Annotated in this window: 18 protein-coding genes; 6 read left to right on the forward strand and 12 right to left on the reverse strand. The window is 57.4% G+C overall.

Annotated features, from left to right (window positions below; all coding sequences use genetic code 11):
- Positions 1 to 46: 46 nt before the first annotated feature.
- Genes HV355_RS07430 through trmB form a run of 3 tightly spaced genes read right to left on the reverse strand, consistent with a single transcriptional unit; the run spans position 47 to position 1,866 of the window.
- A complete protein-coding gene (locus tag HV355_RS07430) occupies positions 47 to 763 on the reverse strand; it encodes a DUF2884 domain-containing protein (RefSeq protein ID WP_126815894.1) in 717 nt (238 codons plus the stop codon).
- Between the two features lie 57 nt (positions 764 to 820).
- Positions 821 to 1,147 carry a YggL family protein gene (locus tag HV355_RS07435; RefSeq protein ID WP_010435485.1) on the reverse strand — a complete coding sequence of 109 codons (327 nt, stop codon included), beginning with the start codon at positions 1,145 to 1,147 and terminating at the stop codon, positions 821 to 823.
- The gene (trmB, locus tag HV355_RS07440; RefSeq protein WP_089599965.1) at positions 1,147 to 1,866 is read right to left on the reverse strand and encodes a tRNA (guanosine(46)-N7)-methyltransferase TrmB; all 720 of its coding nucleotides are present in this window, start codon (positions 1,864 to 1,866) and stop codon (positions 1,147 to 1,149) included. Before trmB ends, HV355_RS07435 begins: the two co-directional genes overlap by 1 nt.
- A 144-nt stretch (positions 1,867 to 2,010) precedes the next feature.
- On the opposite strand from trmB, the gene mutY reads away from it, so the two are divergent.
- The 4 genes from mutY (at position 2,011) to HV355_RS07460 (ending at position 6,045) form a co-directional block, all read left to right on the forward strand.
- Positions 2,011 to 3,063, forward strand: coding sequence for an A/G-specific adenine glycosylase (gene mutY, locus HV355_RS07445; RefSeq protein WP_174340132.1), 1,053 nt, complete (start codon positions 2,011 to 2,013; stop codon positions 3,061 to 3,063).
- Between the two features lie 26 nt (positions 3,064 to 3,089).
- Entirely contained in the window at positions 3,090 to 3,362 is a 273-nt protein-coding gene (locus HV355_RS07450; protein ID WP_023309138.1) for an oxidative damage protection protein, read from the forward strand.
- 124 nt (positions 3,363 to 3,486) lie between these two features.
- Positions 3,487 to 4,563 (forward strand): membrane-bound lytic murein transglycosylase MltC, encoded by a 1,077-nt coding sequence (gene mltC / locus HV355_RS07455; protein WP_108416264.1) that lies wholly within the window; start codon positions 3,487 to 3,489, stop codon positions 4,561 to 4,563.
- A 225-nt stretch (positions 4,564 to 4,788) separates the two neighbouring features.
- Entirely contained in the window at positions 4,789 to 6,045 is a 1,257-nt protein-coding gene (locus tag HV355_RS07460; RefSeq protein WP_120158656.1) for a nucleoside permease, read from the forward strand.
- A gap of 79 nt (positions 6,046 to 6,124) precedes the next feature.
- Here HV355_RS07460 and citG read toward each other — a convergent pair whose 3' ends face one another.
- Genes citG through HV355_RS07500 form a run of 8 tightly spaced genes read right to left on the reverse strand, consistent with a single transcriptional unit; the run spans position 6,125 to position 13,433 of the window.
- Positions 6,125 to 6,928 carry a triphosphoribosyl-dephospho-CoA synthase CitG gene (gene citG, locus HV355_RS07465; protein WP_182401484.1) on the reverse strand — a complete coding sequence of 268 codons (804 nt, stop codon included), beginning with the start codon at positions 6,926 to 6,928 and terminating at the stop codon, positions 6,125 to 6,127.
- Complete coding sequence (gene citX, locus HV355_RS07470) at positions 6,906 to 7,445, reverse strand: citrate lyase holo-[acyl-carrier protein] synthase (RefSeq protein WP_182401486.1); 540 nt, start codon at positions 7,443 to 7,445, stop codon at positions 6,906 to 6,908. The genes citG and citX overlap by 23 nt, the downstream gene beginning before the upstream one ends.
- A gap of 2 nt (positions 7,446 to 7,447) precedes the next feature.
- Positions 7,448 to 8,965, reverse strand: a complete 1,518-nt coding sequence (gene citF / locus HV355_RS07475) for a citrate lyase subunit alpha (protein WP_182401786.1) — start codon at positions 8,963 to 8,965, stop codon at positions 7,448 to 7,450.
- A gap of 10 nt (positions 8,966 to 8,975) precedes the next feature.
- Positions 8,976 to 9,851: a citrate (pro-3S)-lyase subunit beta gene (gene citE, locus HV355_RS07480; RefSeq protein WP_032640621.1), complete on the reverse strand. Its 876-nt coding sequence runs from the start codon at positions 9,849 to 9,851 to the stop codon at positions 8,976 to 8,978.
- Positions 9,848 to 10,141 (reverse strand): citrate lyase acyl carrier protein, encoded by a 294-nt coding sequence (citD, locus tag HV355_RS07485; protein ID WP_008499773.1) that lies wholly within the window; start codon positions 10,139 to 10,141, stop codon positions 9,848 to 9,850. The genes citE and citD overlap by 4 nt, the downstream gene beginning before the upstream one ends.
- A gap of 16 nt (positions 10,142 to 10,157) precedes the next feature.
- A complete protein-coding gene (citC, locus tag HV355_RS07490) occupies positions 10,158 to 11,180 on the reverse strand; it encodes a [citrate (pro-3S)-lyase] ligase (protein WP_182401488.1) in 1,023 nt (340 codons plus the stop codon).
- A 10-nt stretch (positions 11,181 to 11,190) separates the two neighbouring features.
- A complete protein-coding gene (locus tag HV355_RS07495; protein WP_182401490.1) occupies positions 11,191 to 12,054 on the reverse strand; it encodes a fumarylacetoacetate hydrolase family protein in 864 nt (287 codons plus the stop codon).
- Between the two features lie 17 nt (positions 12,055 to 12,071).
- Complete coding sequence (locus HV355_RS07500; protein ID WP_108416257.1) at positions 12,072 to 13,433, reverse strand: 2-hydroxycarboxylate transporter family protein; 1,362 nt, start codon at positions 13,431 to 13,433, stop codon at positions 12,072 to 12,074.
- 345 nt (positions 13,434 to 13,778) lie between these two features.
- Between HV355_RS07500 and HV355_RS07505 the strand changes: the two genes are divergently transcribed.
- On the forward strand, positions 13,779 to 15,416 hold the full coding sequence (locus tag HV355_RS07505; RefSeq protein WP_182401492.1) for a sensor histidine kinase: 1,638 nt from the start codon (positions 13,779 to 13,781) through the stop codon (positions 15,414 to 15,416).
- Positions 15,406 to 16,098, forward strand: coding sequence for a response regulator (locus HV355_RS07510; RefSeq protein ID WP_108416530.1), 693 nt, complete (start codon positions 15,406 to 15,408; stop codon positions 16,096 to 16,098). The genes HV355_RS07505 and HV355_RS07510 overlap by 11 nt, the downstream gene beginning before the upstream one ends.
- Before the next feature lie 56 nt (positions 16,099 to 16,154).
- Here HV355_RS07510 and HV355_RS07515 read toward each other — a convergent pair whose 3' ends face one another.
- A complete protein-coding gene (locus HV355_RS07515; protein WP_182401494.1) occupies positions 16,155 to 18,290 on the reverse strand; it encodes an ornithine decarboxylase in 2,136 nt (711 codons plus the stop codon).
- Between the last annotated feature and the right edge of the window lie 116 nt (positions 18,291 to 18,406).

Consider the following 18,406-nt stretch of genomic DNA (forward strand, 5'->3'; position numbering starts at 1 on the left):
TCCCTCGCCCCTTTGGGGAGAGGGTTAGGGTGAGGGGTGAAATTAATTACTTCAGCGTCCCCACCAGCGCCTTCCGGCTATCTTCCAGCGACACCACGCGTTTACACACGTCTTTGCCGAACTGCTGGAAATCATCTTCCTGGTTTTTCCACTCGTTCTGAATCGAGGTCTGCAAGCCGCCAAGACTACCCAGCACGCCCTGCAGCGGGTTACCGCCGCCTTTCAGCACGGCTTTCGCCCCCATCTCGTTGATGCTGTCCTGCAGGATGCCGCCCATCGCCTGATTCACCAGCTGCTGCCCGTCAGCACGGACCTGATCAATCGCCTTGTAGTGGAACGTCAGACCATCGGTACGATTCTCGATAATCCGGTTCATCTGTTCTTTAAGCTGCTTGTCCAGCTTGGTCAGACGGGTGCGCATATTGCTGCTCTCACCCACCTCTTTGGTGATGATCTTATCCAGCGCCACGCGGCTTTTCTCAACGCGCGTCAGCGCGCCGTCGTTAATCCACGGCAGTGCGGTACGCAGTTCGGCCTGGTAATCCTTCGCCTGCTCGCGCTGCGCGGCAGTCAGGTTCTGCGGTTTGCCGTTAAACGTCACGTTACCATCCGGCGTAATCACCAGATTGCCGTTCTCGCCTTTGACCTGCACGGTTTGCGGGCTTAACACCACGTCGTCACGCGGGGTGACGCTACATTTATACTCCGCATGGGCGGTGGATCCGATTGCCAGTAAAGCAACCGCCAGCAACGTTTTGCGCATCTTTAACACTCCCTCAGACAAAATGGGCCAGCTAATGCTGGCCCTGTACTTGCTTTATTAGTCCCACCAAACGTCGAAAAGTTCGCTGATGCGGACATCTTCCAGTTTGTGGTCCTCAAGCCATTTGCGTACCAGCGCCTGATGTTCTTCGGTGCATTTACCGACTTCCTGGGTGCAGATCAGACCTTCCCACGCCAGATAGCCGCTACCGTCGAAGGCCAGCTTGTTTGGCTCGATCACATCATTGATGAACGCGTCAACGTCCTGATCGATCTGCTCCACGCTGGTGCCTTCCGGGAAACGCCAGGCAACAGAGAAGCCCACTTCCTGGAATTCTTCGATGTGCATCTTTTTACGCAGACGACGGCTACGATTCTTTGCCATTATTTCACCCTCTCGAACATTAAGTCCCATACACCGTGACCAAGACGATGGCCACGCTGTTCAAATTTTGTCACCGGACGTGAATCCGGGCGCGGTACATAGTCGTTGCTTTCAGACTGGTTTTTATAGCCGTCCAGCGAGGACATCACTTCCAGCATATGTTCCGCATAAGGTTCCCAGTCGGTCGCCATGTGGAAGACGCCGCCCAGTTTTAACTTACTTTTCAGCAGCTCGGCAAACGGTGCCTGAACGATACGGCGTTTATTATGACGTGCTTTGTGCCACGGGTCAGGGAAAAAGAGCTGAACCATGTTCAAAGAATTGTCAGGAATCATTTTGTGCAGCACTTCCACCGCGTCGTGACACATGACGCGCAGGTTCTCAACGCCCTCTTCGTGGGCCGTTGCCAGGCATGCACCGACGCCCGGCGAGTGCACTTCGATACCGAGGAAGTTCTGCTCCGGTCGCGCTTTCGCCATGGTCACCAGCGAGGTGCCCATACCAAAACCGATCTCCAGCGTCACAGGCGCTTCTCGGCCAAACAGGTCGGCGAAGTCGACAGGCTGTTCAGTGAACTCAACGCCCATCACCGGCCAGTAGTTGTCCAGCGCGTGTTGCTGCCCTTTTGTCAGGCGGCCCTGACGGCGGACAAAGCTGCGAATACGGCGCAGAGGGCGACCGTTTTCATCAAATTCCGGTGAAATGACGTCGTTTTTCATAAAAGAGTTGTCTGCTTGTGAGAGTGTTCGGGAAACGGGCATTATCCAAAGTTAAGGCTTCTATGCAAGCATGGGAAAGATCCGGTTTACAGCAGATTGACGCTGTGCTGCAATCTGCGTCCCTGATTATGTGAATCGATGACCATGCAAGCCTCTCAATTTTCAGCCCAGGTGCTGGACTGGTACGACAAATACGGGCGTAAAACCCTGCCCTGGCAAATTGAAAAAACGCCTTACAAAGTATGGCTCTCCGAGGTGATGTTGCAACAAACGCAGGTCGCCACGGTCATTCCTTACTTCGAGCGTTTTATGGCGCGCTTCCCGACGGTCACCGATCTGGCAAACGCGCCATTAGACGAAGTGCTGCACCTGTGGACAGGCCTGGGCTATTACGCCCGCGCGCGTAATCTTCACAAGGCCGCGCAGCAGGTCGCGACGCGCCATAACGGTAAATTCCCGGAAACCTTTGACGAGGTGGCCGATCTCCCCGGCGTCGGGCGCTCCACCGCAGGCGCTATTCTTTCCCTTTCATTAGGCAAGCATTTCCCGATCCTCGACGGCAACGTGAAGCGCGTGCTGGCACGCTGCTACGCCGTCGACGGCTGGCCGGGTAAGAAAGACGTAGAAAAACGCCTTTGGGAGATCAGCGAAGCGGTCACCCCGGCGAAAGGGGTGGAGCGTTTTAACCAGGCGATGATGGATCTGGGCGCGATGGTCTGCACGCGCTCAAAACCAAAATGCGAACTCTGCCCGGTGAATAATCTCTGCGTGGCGTATGCCAACCATTCGTGGGCGCAGTATCCCGGTAAGAAACCCAAACAGACGCTGCCGGAGCGCACCGGCTATATGCTGCTGATGCAACACGGCGATGAGGTGTTCCTTGCCCAGCGTCCGCCGAGCGGTCTGTGGGGCGGTCTATACTGCTTCCCACAGTTTGAAAATGAAGATTTGCTGCGTGAATGGCTTAAACAGCGCGGAATAGCCGCCGATAACCTGACGCAGCTGACCGCGTTTCGCCACACCTTCAGCCATTTCCATCTGGATATTGTGCCCATGTGGCTTCCCGTGTCCTCATTCACCTCGTGCATGGATGAAGGCACCGCTCTCTGGTATAACTTAGCGCAACCGCCTTCAGTCGGGCTGGCGGCTCCCGTGGAGCGCCTGTTACAACAATTACGTGCCGGTGCAATGGTTTAGCATCGGCAAGAAAAAGAGGAACGAGTATGGCCAGAACGATTTTTTGTACTTTCCTGCAGCGTGACGCTGAAGGCCAGGACTTCCAGCTTTATCCGGGCGACCTGGGTAAACGCATCTACAATGAAATCTCCAAAGAAGCCTGGGGACAGTGGCAGAAAAAGCAGACCATGCTGATCAACGAGAAAAAACTCAGCATGATGAACCCGGAACATCGCAAGCTGCTGGAGCAGGAGATGGTGAGCTTCCTGTTCGAAGGTAAAGACGTGCACATCGAAGGCTATACGCCACCGGAAAAATAATATTGAGCGGCTGTTGCCGGGTGGCGCTGCGCTTACCCGGCCTACAAAACCGTAGGCCCGTGCAAGCGTAGCGCCGCCGGGCAATAGCAACGACTAAGCAAACACAACACGCACTCCCGGAATGATGAAAAAACTTTTAGCGCTAGCTCTTGTTGCGCCGTTGCTTGTCTCTTGTTCTTCCAAAAAAGGCGATGATTACAACGAAGCCTGGGTTAAGGACACCAACGGTTTTGACATTTTGATGGGGCAGTTTGCCCACAACATCGAAAACATATGGGGATTTAACGAAGTTCTTATCGCCGGACCTAAGGACTACGTTAAGTACACCGACGCCTATCAGACCCGAAGCCACATCAACTTTGATGACGGTACGATCACGGTTGAAACCATCGCAGGCACTGACCCTGCTGCGCGTCTGCGTCAGGCGATTATCAAAACCCTGCTGATGGGTGACGATCCGGGCTCTATCGATCTCTACTCCGACGCAGACGACATTACCATTTCCAAAGAGCCGTTCCTGTACGGCCAGGTCGTCGATCAAACCGGTCAGCCGATCCGCTGGGAAGGCCGCGCCACGAACTTCGCGGATTATCTGCTGCAAACGCGCCTGAAAAGCCGCTCCAACGGCCTGAAGATCATCTACAGCATCACCATCAACCTGGTGCCGAACCACCTCGACAAGCGTGCGCATAAGTACATTGGGATGGTGCGTCAGGCGTCACGTAAGTACGGCGTGGATGAGTCGCTGATCCTGGCGATTATGCAGACCGAATCTTCATTCAACCCGTACGCGGTAAGCCGCTCCGACGCGCTGGGGCTGATGCAGGTTGTTCAGCACAGCGCCGGTAAAGACGTCTTCCGCTCGCAGGGTAAATCCGGCACGCCGAGCCGCAGCTATCTGTTCGACCCGCAGAGCAACATCGATACCGGCACCGCCTATCTGGCGATGCTGAATAATGTGTACCTGGGCGGAATTGATAACCCAACGTCGCGCCGCTATGCGGTGATCACCGCCTATAACGGCGGTGCGGGCAGCGTGCTGCGCGTCTTCTCCAGCGATAAGGTGCAGGCCGCGAACATCATCAACAGCATGGCGCCGGGGGATGTCTACTCAACCCTCACCACCCGCCACCCGTCTGCGGAATCCCGCCGCTATCTGTATAAGGTGAATACGGCGCAGAAGAATTATCGTCGTCGCTAAAAAACGCCCCCTCACCCTAACCCTCTCCCCAAAAGGGAGAGGGAACTTGAACACCCATACGAAAATGTTATTTGCATCACAATCCAAACTGCAAATTAATGTGGATTGCATTTTTTTGCGGGAGGTAACAAAACATATCGTTGCCAACTGATAGAATTGCATCAAATAACAACCCTGAATGTTCCCAAAACAACATATCTCCCGCTCACTTGTGAGGAAAGTAACATGAACCTTAAGCTGCAGCTTAAAATTTTGTCGTTTCTGCAGTTCTGCCTGTGGGGTAGCTGGCTGACCACACTCGGCTCCTATATGTTTGTGACGCTCAAGTTCGACGGTGCGTCTATCGGTGCCGTATACAGTTCGCTGGGTATCGCGGCTGTCTTCATGCCAACGCTGCTCGGTATCGTGGCGGATAAATGGTTAAGTGCGAAATGGCTATACATGCTTTGCCACCTGGTGGGTGCGGGGACGCTGTTTATGGCGGCCGAAGTGACCACGCCGGGGGCGATGTTCATGGTGATCCTGCTTAACTCGCTGGCCTATATGCCAACGCTTGGCCTGATCAACACCATCTCCTACCACCGCATCAAGTCTGCGGGCATGGATATCGTGACCGACTTCCCGCCAATCCGTATCTGGGGCACCATCGGCTTTATCATGGCGATGTGGGGCGTGAGCTTCGCGGGCTTTGAGCTGAGCCATATGCAGCTCTATATCGGTGCCGCGCTCTCCGTGGTACTGGCGCTGTTCACCCTGACGCTGCCGCACATTCCAGTTTCTAACCAGCAGAAAAACCAGAGCTGGAGCGCCATGCTCGGCCTGGACGCGTTCGCGCTGTTTAAAAACAGACGCATGGCGATCTTCTTTATCTTCTCAATGCTGCTGGGCGCAGAGCTGCAGATCACCAACATGTTCGGCAACACCTTCCTGCACAGCTTCGATAACAACCCGCTGTTTGCCGGAAGCTTTATCGTCGAGCACGCGTCGGTGATGATGTCCATCTCTCAGATCTCTGAGACGCTGTTCATCCTGACCATCCCGTTCTTCCTGAGCCGCTACGGCATCAAAAACGTCATGCTGATCAGTATCGCCGCGTGGATGCTGCGCTTCGGCCTGTTCGCCTACGGTGACCCAAGCGCGTTCGGTACCGTGCTGCTGGTGCTGTCGATGATCGTTTACGGCTGCGCCTTCGACTTCTTCAACATCTCCGGTTCCGTGTTTGTGGAAAAAGAGGTGAAGCCTGAAATCCGCGCCAGCGCGCAGGGTATGTTCCTGATGATGACCAACGGCTTCGGCTGTATTCTGGGCGGCGTGGTGAGCGGTAAAGTGGTTGAGATGTACACCACCAACGGCATCACCGACTGGCAGCCCGTGTGGCTGATCTTCGCGGCGTACTCGCTGGTGCTGTTCTTCGCGTTTATCGCGCTGTTCAAGTACAAGCACGTGCGTGAACCACACGGTGCGCAGCCAATAGCGCATTGATTGTTGTGCCCGGTGGCGCTGCGCTTACCGGGCCTACAAAACCAGACCGTAGGCCGGGTAAGGCGAAGCCGCCACCCGGCTATTTTATTGCAGACAGCACCCACCCCACCGACAGTAAATCCGCACTGCCGCCCGGGCTCAGATTGTGTTCAATCAATGCCTTATCCATCTTAAGCAACGCCTCACGATCCCAGCCGTTAGCCAGTAATTCCCGCGCGTAGCCCTGAACGTAGCGCAACCCTTCCATGCCGCCGCGCGACACGAGATTGCTGTCCTGATTAACCGCCATCAGGCGCAACAGCAGGCCGTGAAGCGACTGTCCGTTCCACGAATCCAAAGCCTTACGCACCGTCGCGAAGCCGCTCTCCGCCTCGCCGCGCGCGCCAGTTAAGCCGTACTGCTGAAACTGCCGCTCGCCCGCCGTCGCCTGCCCGCTGCGTGCGGCCAGCTCACGCGATACCAGCCCGCTGCAGATGTTACTCACCTCACAACAGAGGCTGTCTGCGGAGATGTTTTTCACACGCCCGGCAGCGAAGCACAGTAAACCCAGGGCAAAAATCCCGCCCTTGTGAGTGTTCACTCCGTTCGTCGCGGCGTACATCGCCTGCTCGCAGGCCATCCCCATCGGGCGGATAATCCTTAATTGTTCGGCAGCAGGTTTATCTGCATGCGTGCACCCCAGCTCGGCAAAGCGCGAAAACCACGGCGTGATCGCCGCAATGCTGCGGACGAACAGCGCGTGGTCCATATCGCGATGGGAACCGTTATTGAGCTTGTCCACCAGCCCCGGCTTGGGCGTCAGCTCCAGCTCCTGCCACAGCGCCGCTTCGGCAAGCGCGGGCACGTCAACCGGGCGCGGTTTAGTCGCGAGCAAACCAGTCATCGATCGTCTTCTCCACGCGGGAAACCACCGCCTCAACAGGATGCTTTCGCGTACGGGAACAGGCGTGAGCGGGCTCGTCGCAGATCAGACAGCGTCTGAGATTCGCCCCCAGCGACTGACGCCCGACGTGGCCGTGCTGAGGGCAGATCACGTCCAGATCCCACAGCCTGCCGAGCGGGTGCGTCTGCTCCAGATCCGCACAGTGCGCTTTGATTTCCGCCGCCGGATGGGCCACGCACCACAGGGCTTCCGGCCCGGTCGGTAGCCACAGCACCTGGCGGTCCAACACCTGCCAGCGGTTTTCCCACAGCAGCTGGTCGCACATTTGCAGCGCCACGCCCATGGTATTGCGATAGCGCAGGCTGTCTTTGATTTCCCCCGGCGTGACCAGCGTGAGGGAAATCACCGGTTGTTGATAGTGCGTGAGCATGTCGGCCTGGCGCGCCGCACGGCGATCTTTCGCCGCCAGCAGTTCGTCCAGGCTGACACCCGCCCGCACGGGTGTCGCTAAAATCATACTTACTCCTTCACCTGTCGTACGGTGTCGATCACGCTGCCGTCGCGGTAGCGGATCACCCCGACGATTTTGTCGGTAAATTCAATCGGTTTCGGTACGCCCGTCAGGGAAATCGCCCGCTCGTAAAGCGCGCTGATATCCACAACGTTGAGCCCGGCTTCCAGCAGCCGCTCGCGGATCTCCGGGCGCGCCGGATTGACCGCAATGCCGTGGTCGGTGACCAGCACGTCGATGCTCTCGCCCGGCGTGAGGCGCGTGGTCACCCGCTTCACGACCGTCGGAATACGGCTGCGCAGTAGCGGCGCGACCACAATGGTCAGGTTCGCCGCGGCGGCCACGTCGCAGTGCCCGCCGGACGCGCCGCGCATCACCCCATCGGAGCCGGTGATCACGTTGACGTTGAAATCGACGTCGATTTCCAGCGCGCTGAGGATCACCACGTCGAGCTGGTCGCAGCTTGCCGCCTTGCTGCCGGGGTTGGCGTAGACGTTAGTGGAGATCTCCACGTGGTTCGGGTTGCGCGCCAGCGAAGCCGCCGCCTGGCCGTCAAAGCACTGGGTGTCGAGCAGCTTTTCGATCAGCCCCTTCTCATGCAAATCCACCAGGCTGCCGGTGATGCCGCCAAGCGCAAAGCGCGCCTTCACGCCGCTGCGCTCCATCTTCTCTTCCATAAAGCGCGTACAGGCGGTCGCCGCCGCGCCGGAACCGGTCTGCATCGAGAAGCCTGGTTTGAAATAGCCAGAGTGTTCAATCACGTCCGCCGCATAGCGGGCGATCATCAGCTCGCGCGGGTTGCTGGTGACGCGCGCCGCGCCGACGCTGATTTTCGCCGGGTCGCCCACGCTCTCCACCTGCACGATGTAGTCCACCTGGTCCTGCACCAGGCTGGCGGGCATATTGGGGAACGGCACCAGTTCTTCCGTCAGCGACACCACCTTGCGGGCAAAGTGCGCGTCCACCATGGCGTAGCCCAGCGAGCCGCAGCAGGATTTACCGTGCGTGCCGTTGGCGTTGCCAAACTCATCGCTGCACGGCACGCCGAGAAACGCCACGTCGATATTCAGCTCGCCGTCCTGGAGCAGCTTCACGCGCCCGCCGTGGGAGTGAATTTGCACCGGCTCGTCCATCAGCCCGTGGGAGATGGCGTCCGCCAGACTGCCGCGCATCCCCGAGGTGTAAATCCGGGTGATAACGCCGCTTTCGATATGTTCGATCAGCGCGTCGTTGCAGGTCATCAGCGAGCTGGAGGCCAGCGTCAGGTTTTTGAAGCCCATCCGTGCCAGCAGCGCCACGACGGTGTTGATCACCCGGTCGCCTTCGCGAAACGCATGGTGGAAGGAGATGGTCATCCCGTCCTGCAGGCCGCTTCGCATCACCGCCTCTTCAATGGAGGCGCAGAGCTTGCGACTGTGCTTCGCGTCGCTGTCCGCCAGCCACGGCGTGGCGCTGTGGGCGGTATCGAAGGGTTTTAAGTCCCGCAGATGGGGAAAATTCACGTGAAGAAGTTCTGTCTGATTCATCATCTCATCCTTACCGACGCACGCCGGAGGCCGCCGCGCGCTCCAGCACCACCTGCGCGTGGTTAATAATCGGTGCATCCACCATTTTGCCGTTGAGCGACACCACGCCCAGGCCGTTACGCTCGCCCTCTTCTGCCGCCTCAATCACCCTTTTGGCGTGATCCACCTCTTCCTGAGTCGGGGCGTAGGCGTTGTGCAGCAGGTCAATCTGGCGCGGGTTAATCAGCGATTTGCCGTTGAAGCCCATCTTGCGGATCAGATCGACCTCGCGCAGGAATCCTGCCTCGTCGTTAACGTCTGACCACACCACGTCGAAGGCGTCGATGCCCGCCGCGCGGGCGGCGTGCAGCACGGCGCAGCGGGCGTAGAACAGCTCGGTGCCGTCGCCGCGCTCGGTCTGCATGTCCATCACGTAGTCAAAGGCGGCCAGCGCAATCCCGATGAGGCGCACAGAGCTGCGGGCAATCGCCACGGCGTTGATGACGCCAATGGCCGATTCAATCGCCGCCATCACGCGGGTGGAGCCGACCTCGCGGCCGCACTCGCGCTCGATACGCTCGAGGTGGCCTTCCAGCTCGTAGATATCGTCCGGGGTGTCGGTTTTTGGCAGGCGGATCACGTCCACGCCCGCCCGCACGGCGGCTTCCAGATCCAGCAGGCCAAACGGCGTGCTGAGCGGGTTAATGCGCACCACGGTTTCAATATCCTGATACATCGGGTGCTGCAGCGCGTGAAACACCAGCATGCGCGCGGTATCCTTCTCGCGCAGGGCAACGGCGTCCTCAAGATCAAACATGATGGAGTCAGGACGGTAGATAAAGGCGGTGGAGAGCATGGCGGCGTTGGCGCCCGGCAGGAACAGCATACTGCGGCGGAGTTTGCTCATTTCAGCGCCCCCCAGTTGATGGCCTGTTCATCGGCGGCACGCATCAGTGCGCTCTGCAGGCGGGCGCGGATCACACAGTCCAGCGCCCCTTTGTCTTCAATAATGATTAATCCCTGGTGCACGTTCATGGCGCGCAAAGTGTCGTTGACCACCTGGCGGATCTGCTCGCCAAACTGCTTAATCACTTCACTGTGGATGACAATCTCCAGCTCGCCGTGAGCGGGAGCGATTTTCACCATCAGGTCGCTGGACTCCTGCGTTCCGGCCAGCGCCTCCCTTACAATTTTCATGATAAATTCCTGGTAGTTAAGCGACTTCGGCACTCGCACGGTAATGCGTTTCGAGATGCGCGAAGGTGGAGTCCGGGACAATCTCCCGGATCCGGGAAAACTGCTGTGTCTTCAGTAAGCGGCGCACTTCCGACGCTGATATGGCGTTGCCGGTGGCCTTGATGCGCGGCATTTCCACCACCTCAATATGCGAGGCCAGCAGGTCGTGCAGCGTCTGGTTGTACTGGCGGGTGATATCGCAAAACGGCTCCGAGCCGATGAAGCGGTGCGTGATGCCGAGCGCCGGGGCAATGAAGTCCCGGAAGATCAGCACGTCGATCTCGCTCCACGCCTGCTGCACTTTACCGGTCTCCTTCAGGAAGTAGGCCGGGAAGGTGGCGCGAGAGATGATGTACTGCGAGCCTTCATGCACTACCACGTTCGGCAGATGCGCCACGCCCGCGCGCACCATCTCGAGGCGCGCGCTGAACGGGAAGAACGAGGCGTCTTCACGCACCACGAACAGATGCAGGGCATCGCACCGCGTCGCCGCCTGTTCCACCAGATGGCGGTGGCCGAGGGTGAACGGATTGGCGTTCATCACTATCGCGCCAATGTTCTCCCCGCCCTTGCGCTTCGCGCGCAGGGAACGGCAGTAGCGTTCAATCCCCTGCGGGGTGTTCTCCATCAGCACCGCGTTGTTTCCGCTCTGGGCAATCGGCCAGAAGCCGCTGCGGGCAAAGCGCTCCCGGTTGCACGGACGGGTGCAGAGGAAGAGGTGAAAATGGCCGCGCTCCAGCGCCGCATTTTCCACCTCTGCCAGCAGCCGCGCGCTGAGGTTCTCGCCGCGAAGCTGCTCGTTGACCGCCACGCATTTGATGACGTTGGCAGCAAGCCCTGCGCAACCCACCAGCTGCGAGCCGGACCAGGCTTCGACAAACAGCGTGATGTCGTTGTCCAGGCCAAGGCCGCTGTCTGCCAGCAGGTAACGGATCTGGCTTAAGCGTTCCGGATGCTTCGCCACGAGGGTGTGGCGAAAATCGATGGGTTGACTGTTCATGCCGCCTTACTCAGTGTGCCGCCGCAAGCCCAACGGCCGGCGCTTCCATAATCACGTTGCTCAGGTGACCGATATGCTCGATCTCCACCTCAATGCGATCGCCCTCCTTCATAAACAGCGGCGGGTTACGCTTTTTACCCACCCCGCCCGGGGATCCGGTGATGATCACGTCGCCCGGACTGAGGCGGGTAAAGGTGCTGATGTACTCGATCAGCTCCGCAACCTTGTGGATCATGCTGCTGGTGTTGTCTTCCTGCACCATGCGGCCGTTCAGCCAGGTGCGGATTGCCAGCTGATGCGGGTCCGGGATTTCGTCCGCTGTCGCCATCCACGGGCCAAACGCGCCGGTCTGACGCCAGTTTTTACCGGCGGTAAACCAGGTGTGCTGCCAGTCGCGGGCGGAGCCGTCCATGTAGCAGCTGTAGCCCGCCACGTGGCGCAGGGCGTCGTCGCGGCTGATGTTCTCCCCGCCTTTGCCGATGATCACCGCCAGCTCGCCTTCATAGTCAAATTCGCTGGAGTGGCGCGGCTTCAGCACCGGCTCGTTGTGGCCGGTCTGTGAATCCGGGAAGCGGACAAACAGCGTCGGGGCCGGGTTATGCTGGTCAAACTCCTTGCGCTTGTCGGCGTAGTTCATGCCCACGCAGAGGATTTTTTCCGGCTGCACGATCACCGGTAAGAAGGTGATGGCGCTCAGCGGCACGTCCACCACGTCGTTAATATAGCGGGTGGCCTGCGCCAGCCCGTTGCCCTGCAGCAGCGCCTTGAGGTCGCCGTAGCGGTCGCCGAGACGGCGGCCTAAATCAATCACGCCGTCGGCCTGGACGATGCCGTAGCTGCGTTTTCCCTGGTATAAAAAGCTTGCGAGTTTCATTGTTCTTTCCTGAAAACTTAAACGAGGAAGTTGCCCAGAATCAGCAGTGAGATGGAGACGTTAATCGCCCCGCCGATACGGGTAGCAATCTGGGCGAACGGCATCAGGCTCATGCGGTTGCCTGCGGTCAGGATCGCCACGTCGCCGGTACCGCCCTGCCCGCTCTGGCAGCAGGAGACGATGGCAACATCAATCGGGTGCATGCCAATCTTTTTGCCGACGAAGAAGCCGGTCGCCACCAGTGCGGAAACGGTGCTGACGATCACCAGCAGGTTGCTGACGGTGAACGCCGCCACCAGTTCATGCCACGGGGTGATGGCCACGCCGACGGCAAAGAGGATGGGGTAGGTCACAGAGGTCTGGAAGAATTTGTACACCACCTGCGAGCCTTCCAGCAGGCGCGGAGAGGCACCGTTGCAGAGCTTCACCAGCACCGCCATAAACAGCATGCCGACTGGGGCAGGCAGGCCAATCAGCTTGTGTCCCAGCATGCCCAGCATATAGAGCAGCACCGCCAGCAGCGCGCCGGAGGCGATAGTGGTGACGTCCGCTTTGCCGGAAAACGCAGGCTGAGAGACACTAGCATCGGCATTCGCGCGGTTCGGCATCAGCTGGCCTTCACCGGTCAGGTGCGGGTAACGTTTACCAAGCTGGTTCAGGCAACCGGAGATGATGATTGCCGTCAGGCCGCCGAGCATCACCATCGGCAGCACGCGGCCGAGCGCCACGCCCTGGTCCATGTGCAGCAGGGTGGCATAGCCGATGGAAAGCGGAATTGCCCCTTCCCCGACGCCGCCCGCCATAATCGGCAGAATGATAAAGAAGAAGATCTGGAACGGCTCAAGACCCAGCGCCAGACCAACGCCCATCCCCACCAGCATGCCGACGATTTCGCCGCATAGCATCGGGAAGAAGATGCGCAGGAAGCCCTGAATCAGCACCGTGCGGTTCATGCTCATGATGCTGCCGACGATAATGCAGCAGATATAGAGATAGAGAATGTTGGTGGATTTGTAGAACTTAGTGGTGGACTCGACCACCACGTCCGGCAGCAGGCCGTAATAGACCAGCGCGGAAGGGATAAAGGTAGCGCAGATCGCCGCCGCGCCGAGCTTGCCGACAATCGGCAGACGTTTGCCAAACTCGCCGCAGGCAAAGCCGAAGAAGGCCAGCGTGGCCACCATCACCACGATATCGCTCGGCAGTTTTCCGCCCAGGCAATCAATGGCAATCAGCGCGCCCGCCAGAACGAACAGCGGCAGAGGAATAATCCCGATTTTCCAGGTATCCATAATATGCCACCAGCGCTCTTTGAGCGAAGGTCGCTGAATTTCAATCGGGTCGTGGGTAACAGAGAAAGAATCGTCAGTTGTGCTCATAATAAGCCCCTTGGTTATTTTGTGCATTCAGCTTAGAGTCACAAAGGCTTACTTTATGTGAGGAATGGCATATTAAAAGCGAAGTTTTAATGGCAGCTATGGTTTTAATGGTTTCTTTTATTTAATGTGATTTACACCTTATTTATTTCCGTGGTTTTTATGGTTTCTTTTCTTAAATGAACAAATAAATAACATTTATTAATTTAGCCTTAAGACGCCTGGCGTATCGGATAAATCTTTTACAGGCGCTGCTGTGCAAGGGATCACAAGTTTTCTGCAAAGCAGGCGTCACCACGAGAAAAGATGATATATTAGCCTGCCTTGTTGATACCCGGCGTGATAGTTATGAAAGTGTCATTTCAGATCAAGCTGTTTATTTCGCTGGTCGCTTTTTTCTCGGTACTGTTTGCGCTACTGGGTGGATATTATTACGTCGACGTTGGAAGACAGCTTTATCAGGAAATGAGTGCACGTGCAAAAATACAGGCCGAAGAAATTGCGCTTATTCCTACTTTGCGAAAAGAAGTCGAACAGAAAGATATCAACGGCATCAGCGACTTTATGCAGAAAATAGCGGTCCACAGCGACGCCAGTTTTATTGTGATTGGCGATAATAAAGGGCTGCATCTGTTTCACTCGGTGTTTGCTGACCGGGTGGGAAAAACGCTGGTCGGCGGCGATAACGACGAGGTTCTGCAGGGTAAAAGCACGACCACTATCCGCAAGGGCGGCTTAGGTATTTCACTTCGCAGTAAAGCGCCGATTTTTAACGATGCGGGGCACGTCGTGGGGATTGTCTCGGTGGGCTATCTCACCAGCTATCTGGATACCATCACCGTCAATAAAGTGGTTAACATTCTGATTGCCGCCGTGCTGCTGCTGATCGCCCTGTTTATCTTCTCCTGGTTTTTCACCCGCAGTATAAAGAAGCAGATCTTCTCGCTGGAGCCACGCGAAATTGGCCTGCTGGTACGCCAGCAGAAGGCGATGATGGAATCCATCTATGAAGGGGTCATCGCTATCGATGACGATCTGCGCATCGAAGTGATCAACCAGGCGGCACGCAAGTTATTAGGCTTAAGCCAGCCCGCCCGCGAGCTGCGCGGACAACTGATTAGCCAGGTGATCGATCCTGTTCCGTTCTTCAATACGCATACCATGCTGGCGAAAGACACCCATGATGAAATCTGCCGCTTTAACGATCTTACGGTCATTGCCAGCCGGGTAAGGATCATGCTGGAAAATTCGCTGCAGGGCTGGGTGATCACCTTCCGCGATCGCAATGAGATCGACACGCTCAGCGCCCAGCTCAGCCAGGTTAAACGCTACGTTGATAACCTGCGCATCATGCGCCACGAGCAGCTCAATCGGATGACCACCCTTTCCGGCCTGCTGCACATGGGCCGCTATGAAGAGGCGATTGGCTATATTCAGGCGCAGTCAGAGCACGCGCAGGAGCTGCTGGACTTTATCTCGTCGCGCTTTAGCTCCCCGACGCTCTGCGGCCTGCTGTTAGGCAAGGCCGCGCGTGCGCGGGAGAAAGGCGTGGAGCTGAGTTTCGACCCCGCCTGCCGGATGGATAAACCTTTCCTGCCGCTGCTTGAATCGGAACTCATCTCGATTATCGGGAACCTGCTGGATAACGCGATTGAAGCGACGCAGCGCGCACCGCTTCCGCATGCGCCGGTTGAAGTGCTGATAAAACTGAGCGAGCAGGAACTCATCATCGAAGTCGCCGACCAGGGTATTGGCATCAAACCGGAGATCCGTGAACAAATATTTGAACGCGGCATTACCACCAAAACGCGCGGCGATCACGGTATTGGCCTGTATCTGATTGAAAGCTACGTCACGCAGGCGGGCGGCGCCATCGAAGTTGCGGATAACACGCCGCGCGGTGCCATTTTCTCACTGTTTATTCCCGCCACGGGAGCTGCCCGGCGTCCCGCACAAGAACTGGAAGATAATGATTATGCAACATGAACTTATCGACGTACTGATTGTTGAAGACGAGAACGAACTGGCGCAATTGCATGCGGAGCTGATCGGTAAACATCCGCGTTTGAGGCTGGTCGGGATTGCCTCTTCACTGGCTGACGCGCAGACGCAGCTTGAGAGCAAGCAGCCTCAGCTGATGTTGCTGGATAACTACCTGCCGGACGGCAAGGGCATCACGCTTATCAGCAACCCAATGCTGGCCCGCGCCAACTGCTCAGTGATTTTCATCACTGCCGCCAGTGACATGGACACCTGCAGCCAGGCCATCCGCAACGGCGCGTTTGACTACATCCTCAAACCGGTGTCCTGGAAGCGGCTCAGCCAGTCGCTGGAGCGCTTTGTGCAGTTTGCCGAGCAGCAGCGGGTCTGGAAGATTGTCGACCAGCAGAACGTGGATTCCCTCTATCAATTGCAGGCAAAAAATTACCGTCAGGACAACGGCAGCAAAGGCATTGAAGAGAATACGCTGGCGCTGGTACAAACACTTTTTAACGCCAAAGCAACGCACTGCTTTTCCGTGGATGAAGTGGTGAGCGAAACGGGTTTAAGTAAGACCACCACCCGGCGCTATCTGGAACACTGCGTGGAGGCGGGGTTTCTCAGCGTAGAGATGCTGTACGGGAAGATTGGGCATCCGAGGAGGATGTACCGCCGCGCAGAAGCCTGATGCAGTATTGTAGGCCCGGTAAGCTTGCGCCACCGGGCCTACGTTCGAGAGAGGGTCTACTTTAAAACATACCCATACAACCGCTTAATCCCGTCGGCATCCTTCTCGCTGTACACACCCTGCAGCTCCGGCGAGAAGCCCGGCAGCATATTGATGCCCTCCTCCAGCGCCAGAAAATAGCGCTGTACCGCCCCGCCCCAGACTTCACCCGGCACCACGCACAGCACCCCTGGCGGATACGGTAGCGCGCCCTCAGCGGCAATGCGTCCTCCGGCATCACGAATACGCACCAGCTCCACGTTCCCGCGAATGTACTCCTGGTTGGCATCCTGAGGGTTCACCACGACGTCGGGGAAGCTTTCCCTGCGGAACATCGCCTTTTGCAGATCTTTCACGTTAAAGCTGACGTAGAGATCGTGCATCTCCTGGCACAGCTGGCGGATCGTGTAATCACGGTAGCGCACGGGATATTTCTGGTAGATGGTCGGCAGAACGTCGGCCAGCGGCGTATCGTCTTCAATGTGCTGTTCAAACTGTCCCAGCATCGCCACCAGCTGCGCCAGCTTCTCGCTGCTTTCGGCAGGAGTCAGCAGGAACAGGATCGAGTTGAGATCGCACTTCTCCGGCACGATGCCGTTCTCACGCAGGTAGTGCGCCAGAATCGTCGCCGGGATACCAAACGCGGTGTAGTTACCGGTTTCCGCATCGATACCCGGCGTGGTCAGCAGCAGCTTGCACGGGTCAACAAAATACTGGTCACGGGCGTAGCCGTCAAAACCGTGCCAGTTCGCGCCTGGCTCAAAGCTGAAGAAGCGACGCTCGCTGGCGATGGTGTGTGTCGCATGATCCTGCCACGGACGCCCCGCCACCACCGGAGGGATAAAGGGTTTGATCATATGACAGTTGGCGATGATTGCCTTGCGCGCTTCAATGCCCAGCTCGACGCACTCCGCCCACAGCCTGCGTCCGCTTTCACCTTCGTGGATCTTGGCGTTCACGTCCAGCGCCGCGAACAGCGGATAAAACGGGCTGGTTGAAGCATGCAGCATAAAGGCATTGTTCAGCCGCTTGTGCGGGCAGAAACGTGCCTGACCGCGAATGTGGTTATCCTTTTTATGGATCTGCGACGTTTGTGAGAACCCGGCCTGCTGCTTATGCACCGACTGGGTCACGAAAATCCCCGGATCGTTCTCGTTCAGTTCCAGCAACAGCGGGGACGTTTCCGCCATCATCGGGATAAATTGTTCGTAACCTACCCAGGCAGAGTCAAAGAGGATGTAGTCGCAAAGGTGGCCGATCTTGTCGATCACCTGACGGGCGTTGTAGATCGTCCCGTCGTAGGTGCCCAGTTGAATGATGGCCAGACGGAACGGGCGAGGCGCATCGGCCTTGTCCGGGGCAACGTCACGGATCTGATTTCGCAGATACGCATCGTCGAAGCAGTGCTCGTCAATCCCGCCGATAAAACCAAATGGGTTACGTGCCGCTTCAAGGTAGACCGGCGTGGCCCCTGCCTGAATCAGCGCGCCGTGATGATTCGATTTATGGTTGTTACGGTCGAACAGCACCAGATCGCCGCGGGTCAGCAGCGCGTTGGTGACAACCTTATTTGCGGCTGACGTGCCGTTCAGCACGAAGTAGGTTTTATCGGCATTAAAGACTTTTGCCGCGAACTTTTGCGCGTGCTTGGCGGAACCTTCGTGGATCAGCAAATCACCCAGCTTTACGTCGGCGTTGCACATATCGGCGCGAAACACGTTCTCACCGAAGAAGTCATAAAACTGCCGCCCGGCGGGATGCTTTTTGAAAAACGCGCCGTGCTGATGCCCGGGGCAAGCAAAAGTGCTATTGCCCATCGCAACATACTGGCTCAGGGTGTCGAAGAAAGGCGGCAGCAGATCCTCTTCGTAACGGCAGGCGGCAGACTCCAGTTCCAGGAACTCCTGCGCTTTTCCTGCTATTACAGCAATGACACCTTCAGGAACATTCGTCGGCTCCTGCGAGAACATAAATACCGGAAGCTGAAAACCCGTACGTTTCAGCAGCGCAAGGATGCCGCTACAGCTTTCAGCGACCGTAATGACCACTGCCGCCACATCGGTAAAATCAGTGTTATCCAGCGTCACCATTTCCCGGTGAGTAGACACAGTAGAGACCAGCTCGCGGCTGACGGCAATTTTCATGGTTTTCATAGGCGCAGTTACCCTCACCGGGCGGTGAGACAGGGAGGAGAAAATTCGCGCAATAATGTCACCTTTTATTTTTAGGCGCAAGAAGGAATCAGTATGCACTTAGCCTTGCAAAGCTA

The sequence above is a fragment of the Enterobacter sp. RHBSTW-01064 genome (assembly GCF_014103035.1).
GTDB lineage: Bacteria > Pseudomonadota > Gammaproteobacteria > Enterobacterales > Enterobacteriaceae > Enterobacter > Enterobacter mori.